General features: G+C 51.8%; 16 protein-coding genes, 1 tRNA gene and 1 pseudogene. 11 read left to right on the top strand and 7 right to left on the bottom strand.

The features are described from left to right. Position 1 precedes the first annotated feature (1 nt). The 7 genes from IE065_RS07640 to IE065_RS07605 all read left to right on the top strand — a co-directional run bounded on the left by IE065_RS07640 (position 2) and on the right by IE065_RS07605 (position 7,168). A complete protein-coding gene (locus IE065_RS07640; RefSeq protein ID WP_189513545.1) occupies positions 2-1,741 on the top strand; it encodes a formylglycine-generating enzyme family protein in 1,740 nt (579 codons plus the stop codon). A 219-nt stretch (positions 1,742-1,960) separates the two neighbouring features. Next, the gene (locus tag IE065_RS07630; RefSeq protein WP_189513534.1) at positions 1,961-2,962 is read left to right on the top strand and encodes a PIN/TRAM domain-containing protein; all 1,002 of its coding nucleotides are present in this window, start codon (positions 1,961-1,963) and stop codon (positions 2,960-2,962) included. 85 nt (positions 2,963-3,047) lie between these two features. Next, on the top strand, positions 3,048-3,362 hold the full coding sequence (locus tag IE065_RS07625; protein WP_189513532.1) for a hypothetical protein: 315 nt from the start codon (positions 3,048-3,050) through the stop codon (positions 3,360-3,362). 27 nt (positions 3,363-3,389) lie between these two features. Beyond that, positions 3,390-3,926, top strand: coding sequence for a hypothetical protein (locus tag IE065_RS07620; RefSeq protein WP_189513531.1), 537 nt, complete (start codon positions 3,390-3,392; stop codon positions 3,924-3,926). A gap of 48 nt (positions 3,927-3,974) precedes the next feature. Continuing rightward, complete coding sequence (locus IE065_RS07615) at positions 3,975-5,216, top strand: response regulator (RefSeq protein WP_189513529.1); 1,242 nt, start codon at positions 3,975-3,977, stop codon at positions 5,214-5,216. Between the two features lie 48 nt (positions 5,217-5,264). Beyond that, a complete protein-coding gene (locus tag IE065_RS07610; RefSeq protein ID WP_189513527.1) occupies positions 5,265-6,704 on the top strand; it encodes an ammonium transporter in 1,440 nt (479 codons plus the stop codon). 125 nt (positions 6,705-6,829) lie between these two features. Then, positions 6,830-7,168, top strand: coding sequence for a P-II family nitrogen regulator (locus IE065_RS07605; protein WP_189513525.1), 339 nt, complete (start codon positions 6,830-6,832; stop codon positions 7,166-7,168). A 48-nt stretch (positions 7,169-7,216) separates the two neighbouring features. Here the strand turns inward: IE065_RS07605 and IE065_RS07600 are convergent, their stop codons facing one another. Both IE065_RS07600 and IE065_RS07595 read right to left on the bottom strand, forming a co-directional pair. After that, a complete protein-coding gene (locus tag IE065_RS07600; protein WP_189513523.1) occupies positions 7,217-8,302 on the bottom strand; it encodes a hypothetical protein in 1,086 nt (361 codons plus the stop codon). Between the two features lie 102 nt (positions 8,303-8,404). Then, positions 8,405-8,773: a Dabb family protein gene (locus IE065_RS07595; RefSeq protein ID WP_189513521.1), complete on the bottom strand. Its 369-nt coding sequence runs from the start codon at positions 8,771-8,773 to the stop codon at positions 8,405-8,407. Between the two features lie 29 nt (positions 8,774-8,802). Between IE065_RS07595 and IE065_RS07590 the strand changes: the two genes are divergently transcribed. Continuing rightward, on the top strand, positions 8,803-9,417 hold the full coding sequence (locus tag IE065_RS07590; protein ID WP_189513519.1) for a hypothetical protein: 615 nt from the start codon (positions 8,803-8,805) through the stop codon (positions 9,415-9,417). Here the strand turns inward: IE065_RS07590 and IE065_RS07585 are convergent. Beyond that, entirely contained in the window at positions 9,414-10,562 is a 1,149-nt protein-coding gene (locus IE065_RS07585) for a type IV pilus twitching motility protein PilT (protein WP_189513517.1), read from the bottom strand. The genes IE065_RS07590 and IE065_RS07585 overlap by 4 nt on opposite strands. 140 nt (positions 10,563-10,702) lie before the next feature. Here IE065_RS07585 and IE065_RS07580 point away from each other — a divergent pair, with 140 nt between their 5' ends. Then, positions 10,703-11,125 (top strand): diacylglycerol kinase, encoded by a 423-nt coding sequence (locus tag IE065_RS07580; protein WP_189513515.1) that lies wholly within the window; start codon positions 10,703-10,705, stop codon positions 11,123-11,125. A 145-nt stretch (positions 11,126-11,270) separates the two neighbouring features. On the opposite strand, the gene argS is transcribed toward IE065_RS07580, so the two are convergent. The 3 genes from argS to IE065_RS07565 all read right to left on the bottom strand — a co-directional run bounded on the left by argS (position 11,271) and on the right by IE065_RS07565 (position 21,385). Further along, positions 11,271-13,103: an arginine--tRNA ligase gene (gene argS / locus IE065_RS07575; protein WP_189513514.1), complete on the bottom strand. Its 1,833-nt coding sequence runs from the start codon at positions 13,101-13,103 to the stop codon at positions 11,271-11,273. Between the two features lie 472 nt (positions 13,104-13,575). Beyond that, positions 13,576-15,201 (bottom strand): NAD(P)/FAD-dependent oxidoreductase, encoded by a 1,626-nt coding sequence (locus IE065_RS07570; RefSeq protein ID WP_189513513.1) that lies wholly within the window; start codon positions 15,199-15,201, stop codon positions 13,576-13,578. Between the two features lie 325 nt (positions 15,202-15,526). Next, positions 15,527-21,385 carry a PEP-CTERM sorting domain-containing protein gene (locus IE065_RS07565; RefSeq protein ID WP_189513512.1) on the bottom strand — a complete coding sequence of 1,953 codons (5,859 nt, stop codon included), beginning with the start codon at positions 21,383-21,385 and terminating at the stop codon, positions 15,527-15,529. Between the two features lie 330 nt (positions 21,386-21,715). Here IE065_RS07565 and IE065_RS07560 point away from each other — a divergent pair, with 330 nt between their 5' ends. Beyond that, on the top strand, positions 21,716-22,030 hold the full coding sequence (locus IE065_RS07560) for a rolling circle replication-associated protein (RefSeq protein WP_425491889.1): 315 nt from the start codon (positions 21,716-21,718) through the stop codon (positions 22,028-22,030). A gap of 24 nt (positions 22,031-22,054) precedes the next feature. Then, positions 22,055-22,225, top strand: a pseudogene (locus tag IE065_RS18355) (tyrosine-type recombinase/integrase); the annotation flags it as partial. A 215-nt stretch (positions 22,226-22,440) separates the two neighbouring features. On the opposite strand, the gene IE065_RS07550 reads toward IE065_RS18355, so the two are convergent. Beyond that, positions 22,441-22,515: transfer RNA gene (locus IE065_RS07550), tRNA-Asn, on the bottom strand. Positions 22,516-22,691: the final 176 nt, after the last annotated feature.

The following is a 22,691-nucleotide window of genomic DNA, read 5'->3' as shown; positions in this document are numbered from 1 at the left end:
CATGGACAGAAACCAAAGTTTTTTCTATCGATTTCGACTGCCCTTCAAGTTGCTGGGTGTTTTCATTCTGGCTATATCATTCCTTGTGGGGGCTTATTATCTCACCAAACTCGGGCCAAAAAAGATTAATCCGAACGCAGTTTACGAAAAATTTGATGAGGCCGCTGGGAATAAGCTATTGCTTGAGACACAAGAGAAAGAGGACGAGTTCCGCATGCGCGCGGAGCAGCGCCCACCATCGGAAGATGATTTTGTTATGCTGGATGAAGCCATCGATGGGCTAAGCGAATACATTGCAATGCGTGGAGGTTTCCATCGCGAGTCTGTTGATCGGCGTGAAGCCCTCTATAAGCTACGTGACAACTATCGTGGAGACGTCCTCTACGAGGAAAGTGTTCAGCTGGAAAATCAGTCTAATGAACAGAAAGTAGCGGGAAATTCAAAAGAGGCCCTTCGTATACTGGAACGGGCATTGTATGTTCAGCGTAGCCTTAATGAGCGCTATAGCCGCTCGAAATACAAAGATGCGCGTCGATTGACTCGCCTGAGCCGGGAAGTTGACCAACTGACTGCGCTTCCACTTTTCGAGGAGTCTGAGGCTGCTGAGAATGCTGCTCTCCAATCGATAGAAGATGAAAATTACGGACGCGCAAAATTGTTGTACGGTAAATCAATTGAACTCCAGAAAGATTTGAATCTGCGTTTTCGAGGTCTTCAATATGCGGATGTACAGCGTTTGGCTCGACTGGAACAAGAGCTTTCCAGCCTGGAATCCAGTGATATACATATCGAAATTGAAGAGTACCGTGAAGCTGGTCAAAAAGAAGAAGCTGAAGGGAATTTTGCCGGGGCTGCTGAGTCATACCAAAACGCTTTTCGCTTACAGCGCCAACTCAACAAGGACTTTCCGCAAAGCCGATTCTCCGGTGTACGTCTTGCCGAGGAACTCCAGAGCCTGCGGGAAAACGCCTTAAGTCGTGATCTCGGTGATGGTATCAAGGCGGAAATGGCTCGTCTGGATGAAGCTCTGAAAGACCGTACGGCATGGAAGGCGATTGAGATCATTCGCACGCTCTATCCGAAGGTTCAGCAGTTTTCCGAACAGTTTCCCCGTAGTACCATTCTGGGCAAAAATGCGTTGCTGAAACTCCAATATTTGTCCGCCATCGAGGATGATATTGGTTTTTTACAGGATCGGATTTACGGACAATTACTTCCAATCGAGGGTGTTGATGGCTGGCGAATGCTACGTACTGAAGTTTCTCAAGCCTTATATATGAGCGTGATGCTCAAGGCCAACCCCAGTCGTCACGTGGGTGATCTTTTGCCTGTTGACTCTGGTAATTGGGACGATGCACACAACTTTGGCGAACGCGTCTCCTGGCTGACCGGCCAGGAAGTTCGTCTGCCAACCGAGGATGAGTTCTTTGCAGCGTTGGGCAGTTTGCGCTATGTGGATTTGCGTGAAACATCCTGGAACTTGGAAAACGGAGATGGTGTCACTCATGAGATCGCCACACTCAAACCAAACGCCCAAGGATTTTGCGATTTGCTGGGCAATGTTGCTGAATGGCTGCAGAGTAATTCGCTGCCTGGCGATGGTGAGGCATATATAGCGGGTGGCTCGGTGGAAACGTCTTTGGACGATCTTGCCGAAAAGCCCGTCGAAATTAGTAACCGCCGTATGCGTAATCGTTACGCTGGATTTAGAATAGTCGTTCACATGCCCGAAGAACAATGAAGCAACCGAGTCAAGAAGATCGCGAACCCACGCCCGAAGAGCTGGCCAAAGCTGAACGAGTGACATGGATTCTTTATGGAGCAATGGCTGTTCTTATTTCAGCCCCATTAATTGTTGGTTGGCTCATGAAGTAATTGCTAAGTCTACTTGTCTTCGAGTAGTACAATGCTATTGTCGAAGACGTGATATATGAATTATTTCACCTAGGAATTTCGTCCATTGAATAAAACGCTCACAGTTATCCGCCTCCTGTTCTTTTTTCTCTGCATTGCTGGGGCATACCTTCTCTGGTATGCCGATGGTGAGGAAAAGGGAGAGAGCCTGACGCCGTACATCGTCGTTGGTGTCCTGCTAGGGGCTTTGACTGTTCTGGTGGATGTATTGCTCAAGGGGTTTTCCCTACGTGGATTAACAGCAATAACTTTTGGTCTGGGGATGGGCGTGCTTATCTCTTTTCTAATCTCGACTTCACCTCTACTTGAAAATGGCGACGCTGAAGTTCTTTATCTGGTACGTCTCAGCCTCTTTGTTGTCTGTATGTATCTGGGATCGGTCATTGCCCTGCGGGGGCGAGATGACTTCAATTTGGTGATACCTTACATGCGTTTTGTGCCTCAAAAAGTGGATTCTGCCATCGTCGTAGTCGACACCAGCGCTCTTATTGATGGCCGTATTATTGGTATTTGCCAGAGCCGTTTCTTGATCGCGGAACTCGTCGTCCCCCGCTTTGTTCTGGATGAGTTACAAAACATCGCAGATTCATCGGATCCTTCGCGCCAAGCTCGGGGCCGAAAAGGACTGGATGTTCTTAATGAACTCCGTGGGATTCCGCACATTCATTTTACCATTCATGAAAGCGAAGTTGGGCGTGGCCAGCAAGTGGACGCCAAGCTTATTTTTGTGGCAGAGACATTGAAAGCGAAGTTGCTGACGACTGACTATAATTTGGCTCGTTTGGCAGAGTTTCAAGGGGTTGACTGGCTGAATATTACAGCACTGGCCAAGGCATTGAATCCCGAAGTGGACATTGGTGAAGCGCTTCGCGTTACCCTCGTAAAGGTTGGGCGTGAATCCGGGCAGGCAGTCGGTTATTTAGGTGATGGATCTATGGTGGTTGTTAACGACGCCGCACATATTATTGGCCAAGAAGCCAAGGTGGAGGTCACGAGCGTTTTACCTTCTGCTGGTGGAAAAATGGTGTTTGCCAGATTACTTTTGTAGCTGTTTTTCGGCGAAATCGCCAAAAAAAAACCTCATACGTCTATTCTGGCGCAAGAGGTGCTGAATTGATTCCCAAAGGATTAATATGGGAATCACAGAAGATGCATACGGCACACCACAATTTCCCGGCGTTCTCGGTTTAATCGAGTGCGACGAAACGGGGGCAGTTCTCCATGCGGAGGGTGAAGATACAGAAGCATTGGGTCATGTTTTGGTGTTCGTTCACCAGATTGCAGATCTGATTGGCGAATCATTCGGCCTGGAAGGTCTGGAAGAGGGCCACATCATTGGTAAGAGCATGACTTCGGTTTGTGTGCCGCGTGTCGGTAGTGACTTGGGTGTCATGTTCGACAACAAAGCCGACATTTCATCGGTACTCCCGCAGCTTTTGGAGTTATAAACTGAACCCCAAACCGAGGATTATGCCATGAGCGATAAATTCGTAAAAAACATCCTTGATGTGCCTGGAGTTGAAGGCGTCTGTGTCTTCGATCGAGAGGGCCAAATAGTCGAAAATGAACTGCCTTCATTTTTCATCGATGAGCTGTTTGAGGACTTGGCTCGACGAGTCATCTCACTCTACGAAACAGTCGATGAAAACTATATTCCATGCGATGATTACTTGCTGAAATACAGTGAGCGTTGGATTTTCCTACGCCGAGGAAACGGCGTGTATTTTCTGATTTTCGCGAATTCAGAAGTTAATCGAATCTCTTTGAAAATGGTCACAAATATGGCCATTAAGAACGTAAAATCGGCATCGAAAACGCTGCCGACCTCCGCCGCTCGAATCACGCCGGCCGTTCCAGCTCCCACTCGGACACCGACTCTTCCGCCTGCGACTCCTACGCAGGCGGCGCCCACCCCGGCGTCAGAGCCCAAAGAAGAAGAAGTAGCCACAGATGCACGTAAACGTGTCGCTAGACCGCGTCCATCACGTTCATACCGTGGTTCTTCTTACTAACCAATTCATCTACTTTGCCGTTGCAACGGATTCCCCGAGACCGTTGCCATGAATGATGCACTATTCTTAGTTTTACCTGATGGCCGCTCGCGCAGCCAACTTTCGTTGATATTGCGTGAGCTTGGTCGAAATGTGGTATCCTGTTCAGATCCAGATGATGCGATGCGTCAGGCGATGGAAAATGATTTTCCGGTTGCTATCATTGATCGTGATTTACCAGGTGTCAATGGACTGGAGTTTGTTCGCCAAGTCGCCAAAAGCTGCAAGAAGACGCATGTCGTATTATTGAGCGACGAAGCGGACGCGAAACACACACCTCCTCGGGCGCAGCTTGGTGTGTCCGACATCATTTATCGCCCGTTTAATCCCTCTCGCCTGATGGCGAAAATTGAAGGGCTGTGCAACGACGCAGGCATGCGTGCCAAGCCGCTGGTGCAGCCTGGTTTAACGAGAGCGCCTTTTGGTGCTAGCGCCTCAGCGCTTACTCGCACTACCAAATCACCGACGCAGTCCTATCAATCGCTCAATTACAGTCCGAGCTTTATTGTTACGAAGAGCAGTAATTCACGGCGTTTGCTCGGTAACCTTTGGAACGCGCGAAAGTTCCAGCATGCCATTATGCTGAGTGGTGAGGAAGGTTCTGAATTTGAGTTGGTTGTCCGAGAGCTTAATCAAGCAGCTGGTACGGCTGATGTATACCCAGCGGTTTTGCAGGACAATGAAGTTTCAGAGGAAGCTCTTGAATCGCTGAATGCACAGGCCATGCTCAATGATGGCCCTCCAAGGATTGTTTTCATTCCGCACATCGAAGTGCTCATGGATGAGCAGCGTAGTCAGTTGCTCAATTTCATCTCACGCAACCGAAATAAGCCACGTCGTCATGTACGAGTTGTTGCCGGAAGTATTATTAATTCAGACCTCTCGACGCCAGTGGTGCAGCGTTTTCGCGAGGAACTGGGTGAGTTGTGCGAAGCCAAGCTGGAAATTGCTGCGCTGCGTGATCGGCGCCCTGACATCCCGTTGATGATTCGGAAAATTCTTTATGACCTCACTTCCTTGCACTCATTTGTTCGTGCCCGTGAGGTGGAAAATGCCGCGCAGGACTACCTTCAGGATTACGTCTGGAAAGGGAACTACGAGCAGTTGGTTACTGTATTGCGCAGCGCAATATCGAGCTGTCCGTACCGGGCACTTTCTCTGCATCAAGTGCAATCTCTCCTCCACAACGACATTGCGGCATTACATCTGCTAGAGTCCGTGGCAGATGAAAACCTACTTCACAATGATTGACTGATTTAACCTAAGCAAACGATGACACACATATTCAACTACCTAACTATGAAGCGCTGGACCATACTTTTCGGATTGGTGGCGTCTTCGTTCTTTATACTCTCGGCAAGCGCCCAAGAGGCGCTCGCTGATCCAAACACAGCTGATACAATAGCTGCGGCGGTGGAGGAAGCAGTGGAAGAGGCACCATCATACCTGCCGCAAGCGACAGGCGACATTCTCTGGCTGATTGTCGCAGGTGTGTTGGTCTTCTTCATGCAAGCAGGATTCGCCATGGTCGAGTCTGGTCTTACCCGCGCCAAAAACGCGTGTAACATCATGATGAAGAACATGCTGGACTTTGCTTTCGGCGCGCTCGCCTTTCTGGCGGTCGGTTATTCGCTGATGTATGGCGCGGGAGACGGATTCATCGGATGGTCTCCGGAATACTTCTTCATGCAATCTGCGATCGTATCTCCTGAAAACGCTGCTGCTGCTTCAATGGAAGCTGCTGGTTGGGTTTTCCAAGTCGTGTTCGCTGCTACCGCCGCCACTATTGTGTCTGGTGCCATGGCAGAACGAACGAAGTTTATTGGGTATGTTGTTTATTCGATTGTCATCAGTGGTCTACTTTATCCAATCACTGGTCACTGGATTTGGAGCGGTGATGGTTGGCTCGCTAGTATGGGTATGCGAGACTTTGCAGGCTCAACGGTCGTTCACTCTGTGGGAGCTTGGGCAGGACTCGCTGGGGCAATTATTCTTGGCGCACGCAAAGGCAAGTATAGCGCAGATGGCAAGCCACTCCCGATACCTGGTCATAATCTTCCAATGGCGACTCTGGGCGGTTTCATACTCTTCTTTGGATGGTTTGGGTTCAATGCTGGCTCCACGCTGGCTGCTGTGGACGGCTTGGCCTATGTCGCGATGACGACGCTGCTCGCTGCAGCTGCTGGCACCTGTGGGGCTGCGGTCACAACATGGGCGAAGTTTGGCAAGCCAGATCTTTCCATGACGATTAATGGATGTCTTGCTGGCTTAGTTGCTATCACTGCACCTTGTGCGAGTGTCTCGCCAGTTTCAGCAGTTATTATTGGTGCTGTTGGTGGTGTCCTCGTCGTGTTCTCAGTACTCTTCGTAGAGCGCACACTTAAGATTGATGACCCAGTGGGTGCCGTCTCGGTACACGGTGTCTGTGGCGCTTGGGGTACACTCTCAATCGGCCTCTTCGGCAGCGCTTCGATCGATGCAGTATTTTGGGATTCCGAAACATGCATCCAGAACGGGCTGTTCTATGGCGGCGGTGTCGCGCAGCTAGGCATCCAGCTTCTGGGTGTCGCGTCCGTCTTTGCCTTCACATTTGTCAGTGGCTATTGTCTCTTCTGGATGATCGAGAAGGCTGTTGGCCTTCGCGTAAGTGCAGAAGAAGAGATGGAAGGCCTCGACCTCGGAGAGCATGGCAACGAAGCCTACGCTGACTTTCAGCAATATGCTGATGAACCAATCTGAGTCTGCTCATTGCAGATGTAAGTTACTGCTCACTAAACCTATGCTACGGTTTCTGATAACATAGATACTGAATAAGGAGCGGCGAGGGCCAATCCCCCGCCGCTCCCTCCCAAAATCATTCACTCATGAAGCTCGTAACAGCCATTATTAAACCATTCCGTCTCGATGACGTAAAAACCGCTTTGCAAAACGCAGGCGTTGAAGGCATGACCTTGGCCGAAATCAAGGGATTTGGTCGCCAGAAGGGCCATACGGAAATATATCGTGGTAATGAATATCGTGTCGATTTTCTCCCCAAGCTAATTCTCTTTATCGCTGTAACGGATGATAAATTGGACGTGGCCATTGAGGCCGTCTGTTCTGCTGCCCGCACAGGTAAAATTGGTGACGGGAAAATCTTTGTTATTCCAATGGAATCTGCCACTCGAATTCGCACAAGCGAGAACGGAGACGTGGCTCTTTAGGGAATCCAGATGTTCTCAGTGAGTTGTCATTAAATGGCGATGATAGGCTTATTGACTCGGCGAATTTGGCTGAGAAAATAACCCGATTAACGTACCAGGATTGAAGTCCGCAGATTCTATTTGAATTGTGGCGACAAGCTTTCCATCGGTATATTGCTCGCGATGGAAGGGGACATAAACCCCATCAATTTTACGATAGTTTTCGTAAACTACCCGTTGCTCAATGCCTTCGACTCTTACGATGGTCTGATAGAGTAGATTATTGCTGGATCCTAAGAAGCATGTAATCGCTGGCTTACCATCTTCTTTGATCTGGATGATATCGTACATTGTGTTGTCGATGAGCTCGCGAGTTACGTAAGTTGCAGTCATCGTTGGCGTATGACGATCAACAGAATACTCGCTCGCGAGTATATACTTTTGCGGAGGGAGGTCAAAATCGGCAATGGATCGAATTTCTTGCTCTTGTTGTTTACTCAGTGTGGTACTTTTTACTGATGAGCCCTCTCGTTTGTATTCTTCCCAAGCCGTCTTGCCGTCAAAGCCAACAATATATTGATCGGCATCATTGATTTGGCAAACGAGGCGATAGTAATTCGGACGTCGACCAAAGAGATTGAAGGAGAAAATTTCCCCGCTTATCTGTATTTGTCCACGCAAAATGATTGAGGAAAGCCGCTTCAGTCGCTCATACCCCCCAAGAGTGATGGTGTTGTCTTCGGTCACACCAATAGCTTGATTAAGCACGCCGTCATCCCGTCTTGAACTCAGTGGAAGGACCGCTGGCAAAGTCTCCACCACGTTTTCTTTGTTTTCTACGCTTACTTGGGACTTTAGTTCGTCTCTGTGAGCTAAATTATAGGCAACAATTGCAATGAAAAATATAGCGAGCAAACTGATGACTAAATATGGTCGCAGGCGCTCAAGTGGGCTGTCGCCCTCCAACCGACCGAGTTTACCCGGCGTCGAAGAGAAGTTCTGATGACTAAGATCTTTGCCTAATCTTGGCTCTGGATCTAAGAGCCGCTTTGGAGGCTGATCGGTAGGAACTGAGTCTGTTTGGAGAGGCGAATTTAAATCGGGTTCTGGTTCCTTGTTTTCAAATTTCGACGCAAAAGTGCGTCGGTCGCTCATTGGCCGACGGTCTTCCCCGTTGTTTTCCCGCTCATCGCTCATACGATCAAACTACCGACAACGGCGTGCGTAGTCAATCGTCTAAGAAAAGTCAGAGATAGCTCAAGCTTCACCAAAATCATAGACAACGAATCGCTTAACCAAAGGTTTTACGGCCTCTTGTATGAATTTCTGATGCTCGGGATGCGCTTGGTAGCTGTCCGCTGCTTCCTGATCAGCAAAGTCCATGGAAATGGCGACGGCAAAACTGTCATCCACTACGCCACGTGAACTGGGAACCGTAACGCCTGCGCGGAAATTATCTGCCCCAGCGATCTTTCCGAGTAACTTTGTGGCGGCCAAAAGGCGCTCACGGTTTTCACCATAGGGCTTATCTAGCCAAAAAACAACAACGTGAGTAATCATTTGGCCCAAAATGCCAAGCTCTTGCAGAAAATCAATCGTGGAAAATCTTCTCTCTGGATATTGCATTGTAAGTGGACTCAGCGTATTAGTTAAGAATGGTTGCAATTGCACGCAGACCCACCGCCGAAAAGGCTGAAATGGAAATCGCTTTGGAGCGAACCAGCCAAGTGGCCGTATCGCGCATGTTGCTTTTGGTGTTCTGGGGGCTGATCCTTGCCAAATGCTCTTTGCTGCAATGGGCCATCTTGAATTATGACGTGCCGGTAGATGGCGGACTCTTCATTTGGTTACCTTCATTTCTCTTTGGCGCGGTCTGTTCTTTCGTCTATGGCAAAGTGACACTCGAAGAATTTCACCGTACACCTTTAACGAGTCGCTTGGTGCGAGGCATATGGGCAGCCTGTATCGCGGCCATGGCGCTATTCGGAGTCGTTGCGGTTGGTTTGGGGGGGATGAGTCCTTTTCTCCTGCCTGCGATCTTTGCCGTGCTGATGGGCGTTGGTTTCTTCATTCAGGCCATGATTGATCCGCGCCCCTATTTAAGGGCGGCTGCAGTAGGCTGGTGGCTGGGATCTATCTGGCTCTTCTATGAAGCCAGCATTTCGGCACTGTTGTCGCTATCAATCCTGATCATAACGATGCAGGTGATTCCGACTACGCTGCTTTTTTGGCAAGAAAAACAAGCGCTCAAGCGGTCGAATCGAAATTAAAGCCGATCGGCGATTTCTTCACGATTAGCGAAGGCGAGGGCGGTTTCGGCGGTGATCTTACCATCATTGTATAGCTCAAGCAGCGCCTGTTCCATGGTGATCATGCCTTCCGAGCCTTTTGTTTCCATTGAGGAATACAGCTGATGAATTTTACCACTCCGGATCAAGTTGCCAACGCCAGCTATGTTGCGCAGCACTTCCATTGCAATGATACGCCCTTTACCCGTTGCGGAGGGAACCAGCTTTTGGCTAATGACCGTGCGCAAATTCATCGAGAGCTGGGTGGTTAATTCACGTTCACGGCCAGTCGGGAACATGTCGATCAGGCGCGTGACCGAGCCAATTGCGTCCCGTGTGTGTACGGTGGAGAAAACCAAGTGTCCCGTTTCCGCAGCACTGATCGCAAGCGCAGCGGTTTCTACGTCGCGGATCTCACCCACAAAAATCATGTCTGGGTCTTCACGCAATGCACTACGAAGACCACGGGCAAAGGATTCCACGTGGACGCCGACTTCGCGCTGGGAAATCATCGCGGCCTTGCTCTCGTAAAGGTATTCAATCGGGTCTTCGAGCGTAATAATTCGATCGGGACGAGTCTCATTAATGTGATTGAGAATACTCGCTATCGTAGTCGATTTGCCGCTACCAGTGATGCCGGATATCAGTACGAGACCTTGCTTGAGGCTCACTAAATCTTCCCAAATGTCATCGTATGGGAAGCCGACGCGTTCAATGCTCGGTGGCTTGGGGGGGAGCATGCGCATGGTCGCCGCCATGCCGTGGCGATCTTGGAAAACGTTTAGGCGAAAATTATATTTCTCTTCGTCGCCGTCAAATTCGTAGCCACAGTCGATGTCAATTGGTCCACCGGCCTGTATCTCTGCAATACGCTCAGGAACGAGCAGCGGGAAAATTAGGCCTTCTATTGCTTCCTGCGTGAGAGCCTCGCCGCCAGGGATTGAAACCAAGCTGGAATCCAGTCGGTAACGAATCGGTTCGCCCACCTTGAAATGGTAATCGGAAATCCGCGGTAAGCCATCTACCATGTATTCAGGGTCGGTGATGCTGTGTAGCAAGTCACTAATACTGTAGAGATTTCCACCTGCGGGGTAGACTTTGGTATGTGGGTCGCGAAGATGTTCCATGTATAATGCTTTGAGGCTGTAGCATTTTTATCACGTCTCAAGAATATTTGCATTCTCTTATGCACTGAATAACTTCGTCGATTAATGCGTTGCCATGCGTAGTCCTGCCCGGCTATTACTCACATCTTTAATTCCAAATCATGCTGCAGCAGAATAACGCCCCCCCCCCCGTCCGTGAAGACAAGTCTCGCGGTGGTCTCAAGCGCATTTGGAATGCACTATTTTATTCATTCGAGGGCATTGGCTCAAGTCTGAAGCATGAGTCGGCTTTCCGTCAGGAAGCACTTTTAGCCTGTATTCTGGTGCCAACAGCGATTCTTTTACCAGTTGGTCTTCTTGGCAAAGCACTGATGATCGGCTCCGTTTTTTTGGTGCTCATCGTGGAGCTTTGCAACTCCGCCCTCGAATGGACTGTGGATTACATTTCCCAAGAAACACATCCATTTGCCAAACGTGCCAAAGACATGGGCAGTGGAGCCGTGTTCTTCTCACTGCTCAATGTTGCTGTGATGTGGGGCCTTGTGATCACTGATGCCGTTCAAAAAGGTCAGTTGACGTTTTGAGGTTAAATAAAAGTATAGAAGCTACCATATGAGTACATCCGAATGGGGATTTACTTTTTGCTAGTCGATTGGCGAATAACACGCGAATGTCCCCACTCGGTGCATTTTTGCTTTAACTTCTCCTCCCACACTGCAAATGGTGCCGCTACATTCGCTGCAATGTCTGAATACCTAGCAGGTGTAATCCGGTTTCCAAGGCAGCTAGTGTCCGAGCGCAAAGCATGACGCGGCGGGCTTTAATGTCAGGTTCATCGACCATTACGTGGTCAGCACTGAAGAAGGAGGAAAACGCCCCCGCCAATTCAAAAAGATATGTGCAGAGATGATGCGGACGCAGGTCGCTGATCGCCATTTCGAGAGCGACGGGGAAATTCAAAAGCTTACGCGCCAATGCCAACTCCGTGTCCGTTTCCAATGCTGATGCGCCTTCCTCTCCTTCGCCCGGCTGGAGGCCTAATTTGCGTAAGATCGAATGGATACGCGCACCCTGCATTTGGAGGTAAGGTGCGGTGTTGCCCTCAAAGGCCAAGAGCTTGTCCCAGGCAAAAACGTAGTCCTGCGTGCGGTTCTGCGAAAGATCTGCATAGCGCACAGCACCTACGCCTACGGCTTCTGCAATGGCGGCCTTTTCTTCATCCGTGAGATCTGGGGATTTTGTCTTCTCAGCGGCCATTTTTGAGGCGCGAGCCACGGCTTCGTCAAGCAAGCTGGCTAACTGAATTGATTCGCCGCTACGGGTACGGATTGCCTTGCCGTCTTCACCAAGAATGGTACCAAACCAGACGTGCTCCAACTGCGGCTTTGAGTAGTCTTTGCAAGTAAACCACTTGTCTACAGTCAGGAAAAGCTGCTCGAAGTGGTCCTGTTGGGGCCCGCCAGTAATGTAAACAATCTCGTCGGCCTTGAAATGTTCAACGCGGTAAAGCACGGTGGCCAAGTCGGTTGAACCGTAGTTGCTGGCACCATCCTGCTTACGAATATTAAACGGGTAGGGGCGTTCGTTATCGCGCGCAAATTTCTTCACCTCGTCGTGCCAGACGACCAGTGCGCCGTCACTTTCTTCTGCAATGCCGCATTCGGTCAGTTCTGTGTAGATGCGGTCGACCTTGTCGCAGTAAAAGGATTCGCCCAGAGTGACGTCGGGGGTAACGCCCATGCGGGCATAGGTTTTTTCAAAAACAAGATTTGTGAGTGCTACGATTTGCTGCCAGATAGCGGTGTTTTCTGCATCACCCTGCTGAAGCTGGACCAGCTCATTGCGGGAGATATCACGCACAGCGGGGTCCTCCTTTTCCAGCGCGGTGCCTAGCTTATAGAGGCGTTCGATCTCAGGCAGTCCATTATCACCCAAGGCACCGAGGTCGACGCCCTCGCGTTTAATGGCCATGATGAGCGTACCGAAATTGGTGCCCCAGTCGCCGATGTGGTTGTCGCGGATAACGTTTGCCCCGCAAAACTCGAGGATGCGGGCGACGGCCTCGCCAATAACCATCGGGCGCAGATGACCGATATGCATTTGCTTGGCGGTGTTTGGGCTAGGGTAGTCAATAATGATCTTGCGACCTTCAAAGCGGCTGGATGCGCCTTTCTTAAAGGCATCTTCATCGCGAAAATCTCCCAGCCATTGTGCCAAGACGCCTGTAGATGCGCGGAAGTTGATGAAACCGGGGCCGGCAATTTCGATGCTGTAGTCAATGCCGTTGGGGGGGGGGGTAGGTTCGCCTTTTTTCGGCTGAACTAAGGCACCTGAAAAACCGTCTAGGGCGATCAATGCATCCACGAGCTGTGTCGCAAGCTGACGTGGATTAGCTTTGGCCTTTTTGGCAAAAGCCAAGACCCCATTGGCCTGGAAGTCGCCAAAACGTGGGTCTGCTGGGCGCACTTCTGGCGCAAAGTCGTTGCTGAAGGCGGCGAGGCCTTCAGCTGCTTGGCGGAGTTGTGCGTCGAGTTGGCGACCGAGATCGAAAGATAATGCCATCTGTCCAAGACTAGCGATTGCGGACAGAGGTCAAGCTTTTGGCGGAATTTAGTCGTGGTCTGGCATGCGGCTTCAGTTTTGATAGCTAAAAATGGAAGGCATTGTGGAGATGTCTTGAGCAACTGAACTGACTACTCTGAATCAGGCTCGGGTTTTGGGGAACCCAAAGCGCAGAGCCACTCGGGAGCGTGTCACACCAGCTTCTTCGGGGATGCGTATCAAAACTGCATTTCACCGGCTTTAATAATCTACCAGTGTTCAAAACTGAGCAGATCACCACCTATGGCCCGAACTGATATTCCATAGGCGTTCTCGCATCCCATTTTCTGATCCATCAACCTGAAATATTGACTAAGAACTTTAACGTTACGGTTCCTGGAGAGGTCTACTACCGCGCTTCGACGAAAGTCAGCTAACATCAGGAGCCAAGCTTGAGTAAACGTGCTCAAGGTATCTCGATGCCCATCATTAGTCAATTTGCGCGCCGAGGCATTAGCTTATGCGCAGTTTGGTGGCTATTGACCGCATCGGCACAGCGAATGCCATCCAGCGCAGCGCTGACGATACCACCTGCATAGCCAGCACCCTCCGCGCAAGGGTAGAGACCTTGAATTTCGGGGTGCTGTAAACTTGTTGGATCACGCGGAATGCGAACAGGGGAACTGGTGCGGGTTTCGAAGCCGATTAGGTTGCAGTCTTCGGTGATGTAGCCGCGCATCTGCTTTCCAAATATGGTGAGGCCACGGCGCATGCGGCGAACAATCCATTCGGGCAGAAGCTTATCGATACGGGCCGCTTTAATGCCGGGAAAATAGCTGGTGACGGGTAAGTTTGCGGAGTCTTTGCCTTCCAGGAAATCAGTCACACGTTGCCCAGGAGCCATTTGCCCGCCGCCACCTGATGTTTTGGCGACCATTTCGAGATGCTTTTGAAAGGCGATTCCGGCTAGGACACCATGTTCTGTCTGAAAGGGAGCGGTGTCTTCTGGCTCTACGGTGACGACCATACCGCTGTTTGCGAAGGGGGAATCACGTCGGGCGAGGCTCATTCCATTGACTACGACTTCGTCGTTTTCGGTGGCTGCTGGCACGATGAATCCGCCTGGGCACATGCAGAAGGAGTGAACGCCGCGATCATCAATCTTAGTGGCGAGCCGGTAGCTGGCTGCGGGTAGGTAGAGCGGACGCTCTTGGCCGTTTTTGTAGTGGTACTGTAAGCTGTCGATCAGCGGTTGCGGGTGCTCAATGCGGACCCCTACGGCAAAGGGCTTTTGCTCGAGTTGAATGCCCTTGCGGTGAAGGAGTTGGTAGATGTCGCGCGCTGAGTGTCCGGTTGCGAGGATCGTATGGTTGGCGCGGAACACGCGTCCGTCGGCAGTTTGCACACCTTCAATCTTTTGCCCTGTGACGAGAAAGTCGGTGACTTTGGCACCGAAATGCACTTCACCGCCAGCGGAGATGATGGATTCACGCATCGCCATGACGACCTTAGGCAAGAGGTTGGAGCCGATGTGTGGGTGGGCGTCGATCAGGATACGCTCGGGAGCACCGTGTGCCACAAGAGTTTCGTAAATGGTGCGAACTGGACCACGTTTGGTGGCGCGGGTGTAGAGTTTGCCATCCGAGAATGTGCCAGCTCCACCTTCGCCGAAGCAGTAGTTGGAGTCCTCGATAACAATGCCTTGCTTTAGAATGGGCCCGAGGTCGAAGCGGCGAGCTGAGGCATCCTTACCGCGTTCGAGCAGGATTGGCTTTAATCCGCGCTCTAAGCAGCGAAGCCCGGCAAAGAGGCCAGCGGGGCCGCAGCCTACGATGATGACGGCAGGTGAGGACTTGGTGACAGATGGGTAATCCGGGTTGAGAACTGGCTCGGGCGGAAGTGCCTTGTCGAGACCAACTTCAAAACGGAGCTGCGCTTTGATTTGTTTTTGGCGCGCGTCGATTGAGTGTTTGCGCAGTCGAAAATCAATCACTCGGTCGGCTGATACCTCGAGTTTGGAGGCCAATGCCGTGCGTTGAACGTCCCTGTCATCGGATTGTTCAATGGGAAGAATGATATCCACCAAAATTGGTGCTGTCTCTGGATCGGTATCGGCCATACGCGGAAGCAGTGATGTCCGAGAACTGCGGAGGGAACAAGTCTAAGTTAACGAGGAGCCTTGAGACCTGTTCAATTACTCTCATTTGGTCGCTTTCTAGTGGGACAAATAACAATTCAAGCGATGTGCGTGATTCCGGCCAGAGCATCAAAGCTTGCGATTACTTTGATGTGATAAAGTTTGCTGAACCAAAAATATCGGCTGTCTTTTTTTTGAGGGGGGGGGAGGCAGGCCAAACACACTTAAAAATTCGAACTGATCACGCCAACGGCCCAATGACATACTTGCTATGGTTGGTTTCGCACCTTCAGATTAGGTTGCATAATCATTTTCGGGTAGCACTCTTTCGCCGATAAACCATGGCTGCTAATCCAATCAGCACTGAGGCAAACAATGCGTAGGTTGAGGGCTCCGGAACGTTGATCAGGAGGTTGACGGTATAGTCAGCACCCAGTTTCGCAGACCACTCGAAGTGCTCTGCCAGGCCCTCTACCTGCATTGAGCTGAGAACTTTCTCACCCAATTCGATGTCTTTAATTCCTTGCATGAGTGTGAATACGTCACCCACTTCTGGCGTAAAATCGTCATCGAACATGGCAACAATAGATCCCATCAATGAACCGGTTACGTTGTCATTGAAAATAAGTAAATCGTGATTTTCAGCACCAAAGATATCGAAAATCAACTGACCTTCTGCGCTTTGATTAAATTCCGTGTGAACAACCGTTTTGATTCCATGCTCACTCCCCAAGGTTCCTACAAGCAGATCTCCGTGATTGTTGATAATGCCGCCAATTTCATCTCCAACGTAAAACTTTCCGTAATTATTAAACGTCCCGGCACTGTCATTTCCAGTGACTAAATTGATGTTGCCACTGGCCGTGCCGTTATTGTTCACCGTCGGCGTTACGGAACTATCGCCATAGTCATAGAAGTTCATAACCGTATGTGCATCGACCGAGCCGTTGATCGTAAGCGTGTTGTTGCTGCTTCCGCCCGAGAAATGAACACCGACACCATTGTCATCATTTACCTTAACGGTGCCATTAACCACCACGGTGATGTCATTCCCATTCGAACCATTTGCCGTAACATTCTGGGCAAAAATCCCATACGCATTCACACCGTTGGTGGTCAGCATGCCGTTTTGGGTGATCATCAATTTTCCATTATCGCTGGCTTTCGATGAGGACCCATCGCCACCGGTTGAGCCAGCGAGATGGCCAGAAATTCCGCCACCACCGCCGATCACTTGCCCGACGACCCCAATGGCCCCGACACCATGCGTGGTGATTGAGCCTTCGGTGGTGATGGTGACATCACCACCGTAACCATGAGCATCCGATGAATAGTAGATCAGGTTGCTTGCGAGAGCGTCGGATGTTGAGGCTGTGGGTTGAATGATACCGCCACCGCCACCAATCGATTGAGCCACGATGGCATGCGCGGCCTGCCCGGTGGTCGTGATCTCGGAGTCCTGCGCCAGCGAGACACTAACTGTACCCCCATCGCGGTCCGACCCGCCGTTGTCACCTAAAAAGGAATTGTTGGTAGTAAGATTACTCCCCATGGCCATGCCACCGCCCCCGCCGATCGATTGCGCTACGACGCCGAAGGCATTATCACCCTTGGTCGAAACGTTCAACTTCGCCGTCATGACGACCTCGCCGCCATTGTTATCGGCGTCCGTGTTAGAGCCCATTAAGACAGACAGAGGTTGGTCGGTGTTGGACGGCGCGTTTTCAGTGCCCGCCCCAAAAAGGCCACCGCCGCCCGCAATGGACTGCATGACAATACCATGTGCGTAGTCCCCATCTGTCGTGACAGTGGTATCGCCCAGAAGGGTTACATTACCGCCGCCCCCTTTGATTGTGCCTCTGCCGGAACCCACTTGAATGGGCACATTAAGGCTGCTTTCTGTGTATTCGTAATCCTGCGAAGCAATCGTTGCAATCCCGCCGCCGCCGCCAATTGACTGCAAAATAACACCCGAAGCACCGTAGCCTTTCGTGCTAACCGTAGAGTTCGTCAACAAATTGGCCTGTACATAACCGCCGGCCCCTGTGCCCGCATCGGCCCCTAATTGAACTGATGTGATGGAATTATAGGCATTGCTTTGCGCCCCCGAGATGACACTCGCTTTACCGCCACCCGCGCCCACGCTTTGCGCAACGACGCCAAAGGCCCAGTTACCATTCGTCGACACCATCGAGGTGACATTCGAATCTGCCAGATTCAAATTAATCTCTACATCCCCACCATCGCCTGACGTCGAACTATTGCTATTTCCCATCATGATATGTGTCTGAAGACCGTAGGCCTCCACAGCCGATACTTTCCCGTTGGGCCTATCACTACCAACGCTGGCGTGACCGCCACCTGCACCGATACTCTGAGCCACAATCCCGGCAGCGTGTGTACCCGTGGTGCTAATGGAATCACTACTGGAGACGATTACTGAACCCCCGTCACCATGGCCGCCCGAGGTGCCATCAATGGCAACGCCCATTGATATGTCGACATACGTATCTGTCGATCCTACACCTCCAGAACCACCGCCACCATTTACAGATTGGGCCAGAATGCCGTGCGCGTCGTAACCAGTGGTCGTGATTTTACCGTCATTTTTGACTTCCAATTCACCTGGTGTTGGCGAGGAGGATTTGCCACTGCCCGCAATAGACAGTTCTGCGGTGTATTGGCCCTTGTCCGTAAAGGCTTGATTGAAGGCCGAATCAGTAATGGTTGACGCCGCACCACCCCGACCGCCACCGCCGCTGATGGATTGGGCGTGCACCCCAAAGGAACGTGAACCGGACGTCTCAATACTCGCGCCACTCTGGTTTTCGACACCGACCTGACCGGAACCGTTGCCACTACCGCCGTGCCCGCCTACGGCGACATCGGCACTCCAAGCATTTTCTGGATGCACGAGGGCCAGACCTTGGTCAATGAGGTCCAAATTTGACTTCGACTCGGCCCTACCACCGTCGCCACCGCCACCGCCGACGGATTGCGCGATAATACCCACGGAATCGCCACCACTTGTTTGAATGGAACCGCTGTTAGAGACCGCCACTTCACCGCCTGCGCCTCCGTCACCACCGGAACCTCCGATGGTTAAATTGTCAGTGTTAATGGTATTGCCGCCATCGGCGCTGGCTGTTCGGCCAACGCCGCCCCCGCCGCCAATTGACTGAGCGATGATGCCCGGAGACGCAGTGCCATCCGTCGAAATCGAGCCAAAGTTTTCGCCAATGGTAGTTCCACCAGAACCGCCCTTGCCGCCGGAGCCACCAATGCTCAACGAAACGTCTAAAGTTTTCGCCTCTTTCTCTTCGCTTTTGCTCCAATCCCTTACCGGCGATTCGACATCGCCATGCCCACCATGGCCACCACCGCCCCCAATGGATTGAACCACCATCCCGGCTGAATTATTGCCCGTAGTCGCGATGCTCGCGGAACTGCCGGACTGGTCGCCATTGCTGGCAATCGCATCCGAGCCAGAGCCAGCAGCGGAGGCACTTCCACCGATTGCCAAATTAATCTTCGCGCTTTCTGTAGCAATGTTGATCAGGTGTGAAACAACGTCGGACTTACCGCCGCTTCCACCGCCGCCGCCAATCGAATGGCTGATAACCCCCGCAGACAGCCCGCCGTGGGTTGTAATGGAGCCGGTGTTATTGATCGTAGTTATTCCACCGTCGCCACCCGGGTCACCTGAGCCACCAATGGCTATTGTCGCATCCAGGTTCGGGACTTCATCGATTAGATTGAGGTCATAGGATTTCGCGGACGCTGACCCGCCGTGGCCGCCGCCACCGCCAACGGACTGCGCGACGATGCCGGCCGAGTTACCGCCTGAATGAAGCAGCGGCACTCCGGTGGAAATCGTTCCAGCGTTGTTTGCCAGTACCACGCCGCCTTCGCCACCATCGCCGCCGCTACCGCCCAAGGCCAAAGAAAGTGTCAATAGGGTTCCGGCCTCGTAGCTGGTGGCCGTACCACCGTGGCCACCACCGCCGCCAACCGAATGCAGCAGCATACCCGTAGAGTCTTCGCCAACTGTGGTAATCTTTGTGCCCGAGGCCGCATTGGCTGCAACCTCGCCGCCGGAGCCGCCAGAACCGCCACTACCGCCGATGCCAATCCCAATATCTCTTCCCCAAGTAGTCGCTGACCCGCCGTGGCCGCCGCCGCCACCGATGGATTGCAGCAACGTGCCCCCGGAATAGTCATCATGGGTTGTAATATTATCCTGAATGTTGGCCGTTACAGTACCGCCGTCACCGCCGTCACCGCCTTTGCCGCCAATCGAAATGAACAGGCCCTCGGCATTGGTGCCGTTGCCCCCGCCACCACCGATGGAATGCGCTAAAATGCCAATCGACTTCTCGTCGTTCGTGGTAATCGTCCCGCCGCTGTTCTGGGTAATGCTGATCTCGCCGCCATCACCACCAGAGCCACCGCTGCCGCCGATGAGGAACGATGACTTACCCCCAGCGCTGCCGCCGCCGCCGCCAATGCTCTGAGCAACGACCGCGGCCGAGGCGACACCCGCGCCATTGCCGTCACCCGTGGCGATATCCGCACCGGTAGTAATCCTGACCTTGCCGCCGTGCGCGGCATCGGAGCTGGAGGAGGAGGCAGAATCGATATCACCAAGGATCAAACCCGAATCGCCGCTACCGTCCAATTTGAGCGAACTGTCGATGTCGTTGTAAACAACGCCACCAACGGGGACACTGCTGGCATGGATACCCGTAGCATTTTCCCCAACAGTGGTGATGGTGCCATTCTCCGTGGTGGTAACGACGATCTCTCCACCGCCACCACTAAAATCCGAGTCGGAGTTGCCAAGGTATGTGGCTACACCGGCATCTCCCTGGACACCAGTGACCACCGCGACTCCCGCACTGAAGGCGGCAATGCCAATGGACAACTCGCCCGCTGTCTCGATCGCACGATCACTGTTAACTTCTGCCTTGCCGCCCACTGAGCCAGCCTGAGATTCCCAAACACCGGTTTCTGATAAGCCAAACGGATCAACGCCCTGGGTGCTTCCGGATGAAACGGCTAATACGCCAAATGAAAAAATTGAATCCGTGCCCCCCGTCTTCAGCGGAGCCGTTCCGTTCTGCAGGTCGACATTCACCACGCCCGAATGGAAATCACCCGATCCGATGTGGGAAAACGTTTGGTTGAACGCCATGATACCGATCCCGGTTTTACCCGATGTGGTAATCGACCCGCTCTGCTTCAAGGTGACATTCACGTCAGCCCCGGTACCTACTACTGAAGCGGGATCCTGCTGCACGACACCGGCTGCAACCGTTCCAGTCGCGAGGATGCCCACCCCTTGATCGGACGTCACAGAGATGTCTCCCCCGTGCTCGATATCGATCATGGTTGGTTCTGAGTAAGCGTAGCCGGCGTAGGAGGTGCCCGCCATGACGCCAGCCGCTAAAACCGGTTTCGTCGAGTCACTGGGATTGCTTGTGACATCGATCGTTGATCCGCTCTGCGTGGTCACCGACACCGCACCATAGGCTGGCCCCGCGAAATCCACACCCGGTTGATTTCCCGACACCGCCAGGATGCCACTCACATCTGCAAAGGTTGGTATATTGGGAGACAGGACGTGGCTCACCGTAGAATCCAAAGTAATATTGCCCGAGTGCGTAAGGTCGATTCCGATGTTGATACCTTGCGGAATGACGCCGCCTTCAATCAGGTTCAACTGGGCAAATAAAACGCCATTGCCCACATAAGGTGTCCCCTGATGCTCAGTGAAAAGCCTGGAGGTTGTCCACGACAAATCGGCCGAACTGGTGATCTGGAGCGGTTGATTGCCGTTGTAAAATTTGCTGACACCATCGACCAGTGACGTGTCATCGGTGGTGTAAGACCCGGTCCCGCTAACAGTTGCTTCAATCGGTTGAAATATCAGGCTATCGCCGCTCTTCAGTTGAAGCGTCGCTGGCAGCGTCGGGGAGTTTTCTAATGTGCTCGTCGCCTTTAGCGTGCCGTTATCATCGGTGACACTGATCGTGCCCGACGTGCTATAGCTGTCCTCCCAGTCGGCGTGGAGCCTTCCGCTAGCACCTGCCACGATTACAATCATGGTCAACACGCTCACGCAGCGCACAATGGCCACGTTCAAAACATCCCGAGCCCAATCCATTGGGCCATTTCCCCCTCTTAAGTAACCAGTCATTGCCCCTAGGATGGAGACTTTCAACAACCATACCAAGAAAAATAACGTTACATTTTGCCTGAACAAATCATCCCCATGTCAATCATAACCACGGCGAGTTGAGGTCTAATTTCTGATTTTGTTTAAATTGTAATGATGGAAGAAAACGGTGATCGCATTTTTGAGGAAAGAGCTGGATTTGGAGAAAGCGACAGCCTTTCATGGCGCGAACTGGTTTACTAAACGGGGCGTCTATTTGAAACGGCGTGAGATCGAGCGCAGGGCCTTCCGGTCCTTAAGCGATGCAAGTTTCTCACGCTGACCACGGACGGGCACGGCTTCGTTTCGGAGAAGGTGGCCTTTGAGAAGGGCAGGAAGCGGATGCGACGTTTCTTAGCGCGTGTGAGGAAAGCAATCGGGCCGTTCGCCTGGGCGTGGAAGCTGGAGTTTCATGAAGACGGATATCCGCATTGGCATTTGATCATCGATTACCGCAAGAAGATCCCGCCTGACTTCCTAGAGATGTTTACAATCTGGTGGGGGCTGGGTCGGGTCCATGTCGCGGGCATCAAGCAAAAGCAGTTTGAATACCTGTTCAAGTATGTATCGAAGAACCTAGCCAGCGCGTCTTAGGGTTCACCCTACCAGGTTCTAAAAGCGGACCTCGAGCGGGCAGGCTTACAATACAGTAATGAATTCGGCGACTTGGACTTTCATGCGCTCCGGCGCACGTTCGGCCATTGGCTTGCCACGAAAGGAATGGAATTGCCATTCATTCAATCAATTCTGCGGCACTCAAACGCTTCGACTACATCAAAGCATTATATGAACGTGGCCAAACTTTCTGAGGGAGCCAACGTAACCAAACTATTTGCTCAGAAAAATTGCACTCCCGTATGCACTCCCGAGCCTGTCTTTACGGGTCCTGAGCAGTCACAGTCTGGCACAAGCAAGGACGAGATTTCGAAACTCCAAGCTCTTGAAAACAAGATAGATAGGCTTGCTCAGGCGCTATCTGGCACACTTGGACACATGGTCCAAAATGGCTGCCCGGGCTGGGATCGAACCAGCGACAAAGTGGTTAACAGCCACCTGCTCTACCGCTGAGCTACCGGGCATCAAAGTTGGTGGAGTATGCCGCTGACTTTTCGCTTGGCAAGGGAAAGTTTTGATTTTTTTCTGCCTAAATTGCAGTAGATGGGCCAATTTCAATTATGCATCGTAAATAAGGCGTGTTACGGCATTCCTTTAAGTTTTTGAGACACGTCAAATCGCTTCAAAAAACTGAATAACG

The sequence above is a fragment of the Cerasicoccus arenae genome (genome assembly GCF_014651635.1).
GTDB lineage: Bacteria > Verrucomicrobiota > Verrucomicrobiia > Opitutales > Cerasicoccaceae > Cerasicoccus > Cerasicoccus arenae.
This window is presented reverse-complemented; position numbering and strand designations above follow the sequence as displayed.

Bases quoted from the DNA above. Each gene is read 5' to 3' on its own strand.
- IE065_RS07640 (WP_189513545.1), top strand. From the start codon at position 2: ATGGACAGAAACCAAAGTTTTTTCTATCGATTTCGACTGCCCTTCAAG.
- IE065_RS07625 (WP_189513532.1), top strand. From the start codon at position 3,048: ATGGGAATCACAGAAGATGCATACGGCACACCACAATTTCCCGGCGTT.
- IE065_RS07620 (WP_189513531.1), top strand. From the start codon at position 3,390: ATGAGCGATAAATTCGTAAAAAACATCCTTGATGTGCCTGGAGTTGAA.
- IE065_RS07615 (WP_189513529.1), top strand. From the start codon at position 3,975: ATGAATGATGCACTATTCTTAGTTTTACCTGATGGCCGCTCGCGCAGC.
- IE065_RS07610 (WP_189513527.1), top strand. From the start codon at position 5,265: ATGAAGCGCTGGACCATACTTTTCGGATTGGTGGCGTCTTCGTTCTTT.
- IE065_RS07605 (WP_189513525.1), top strand. From the start codon at position 6,830: ATGAAGCTCGTAACAGCCATTATTAAACCATTCCGTCTCGATGACGTA.
- IE065_RS07600 (WP_189513523.1), bottom strand. From the start codon at position 8,302: ATGAGCGACCGACGCACTTTTGCGTCGAAATTTGAAAACAAGGAACCA.
- IE065_RS07595 (WP_189513521.1), bottom strand. From the start codon at position 8,773: ATGCAATATCCAGAGAGAAGATTTTCCACGATTGATTTTCTGCAAGAG.
- IE065_RS07590 (WP_189513519.1), top strand. From the start codon at position 8,803: ATGGTTGCAATTGCACGCAGACCCACCGCCGAAAAGGCTGAAATGGAA.
- IE065_RS07585 (WP_189513517.1), bottom strand. From the start codon at position 10,562: ATGGAACATCTTCGCGACCCACATACCAAAGTCTACCCCGCAGGTGGA.
- IE065_RS07580 (WP_189513515.1), top strand. From the start codon at position 10,703: ATGCTGCAGCAGAATAACGCCCCCCCCCCCGTCCGTGAAGACAAGTCT.
- argS (WP_189513514.1), bottom strand. From the start codon at position 13,103: ATGGCATTATCTTTCGATCTCGGTCGCCAACTCGACGCACAACTCCGC.
- IE065_RS07570 (WP_189513513.1), bottom strand. From the start codon at position 15,201: ATGGCCGATACCGATCCAGAGACAGCACCAATTTTGGTGGATATCATT.
- IE065_RS07565 (WP_189513512.1), bottom strand. From the start codon at position 21,385: ATGGATTGGGCTCGGGATGTTTTGAACGTGGCCATTGTGCGCTGCGTG.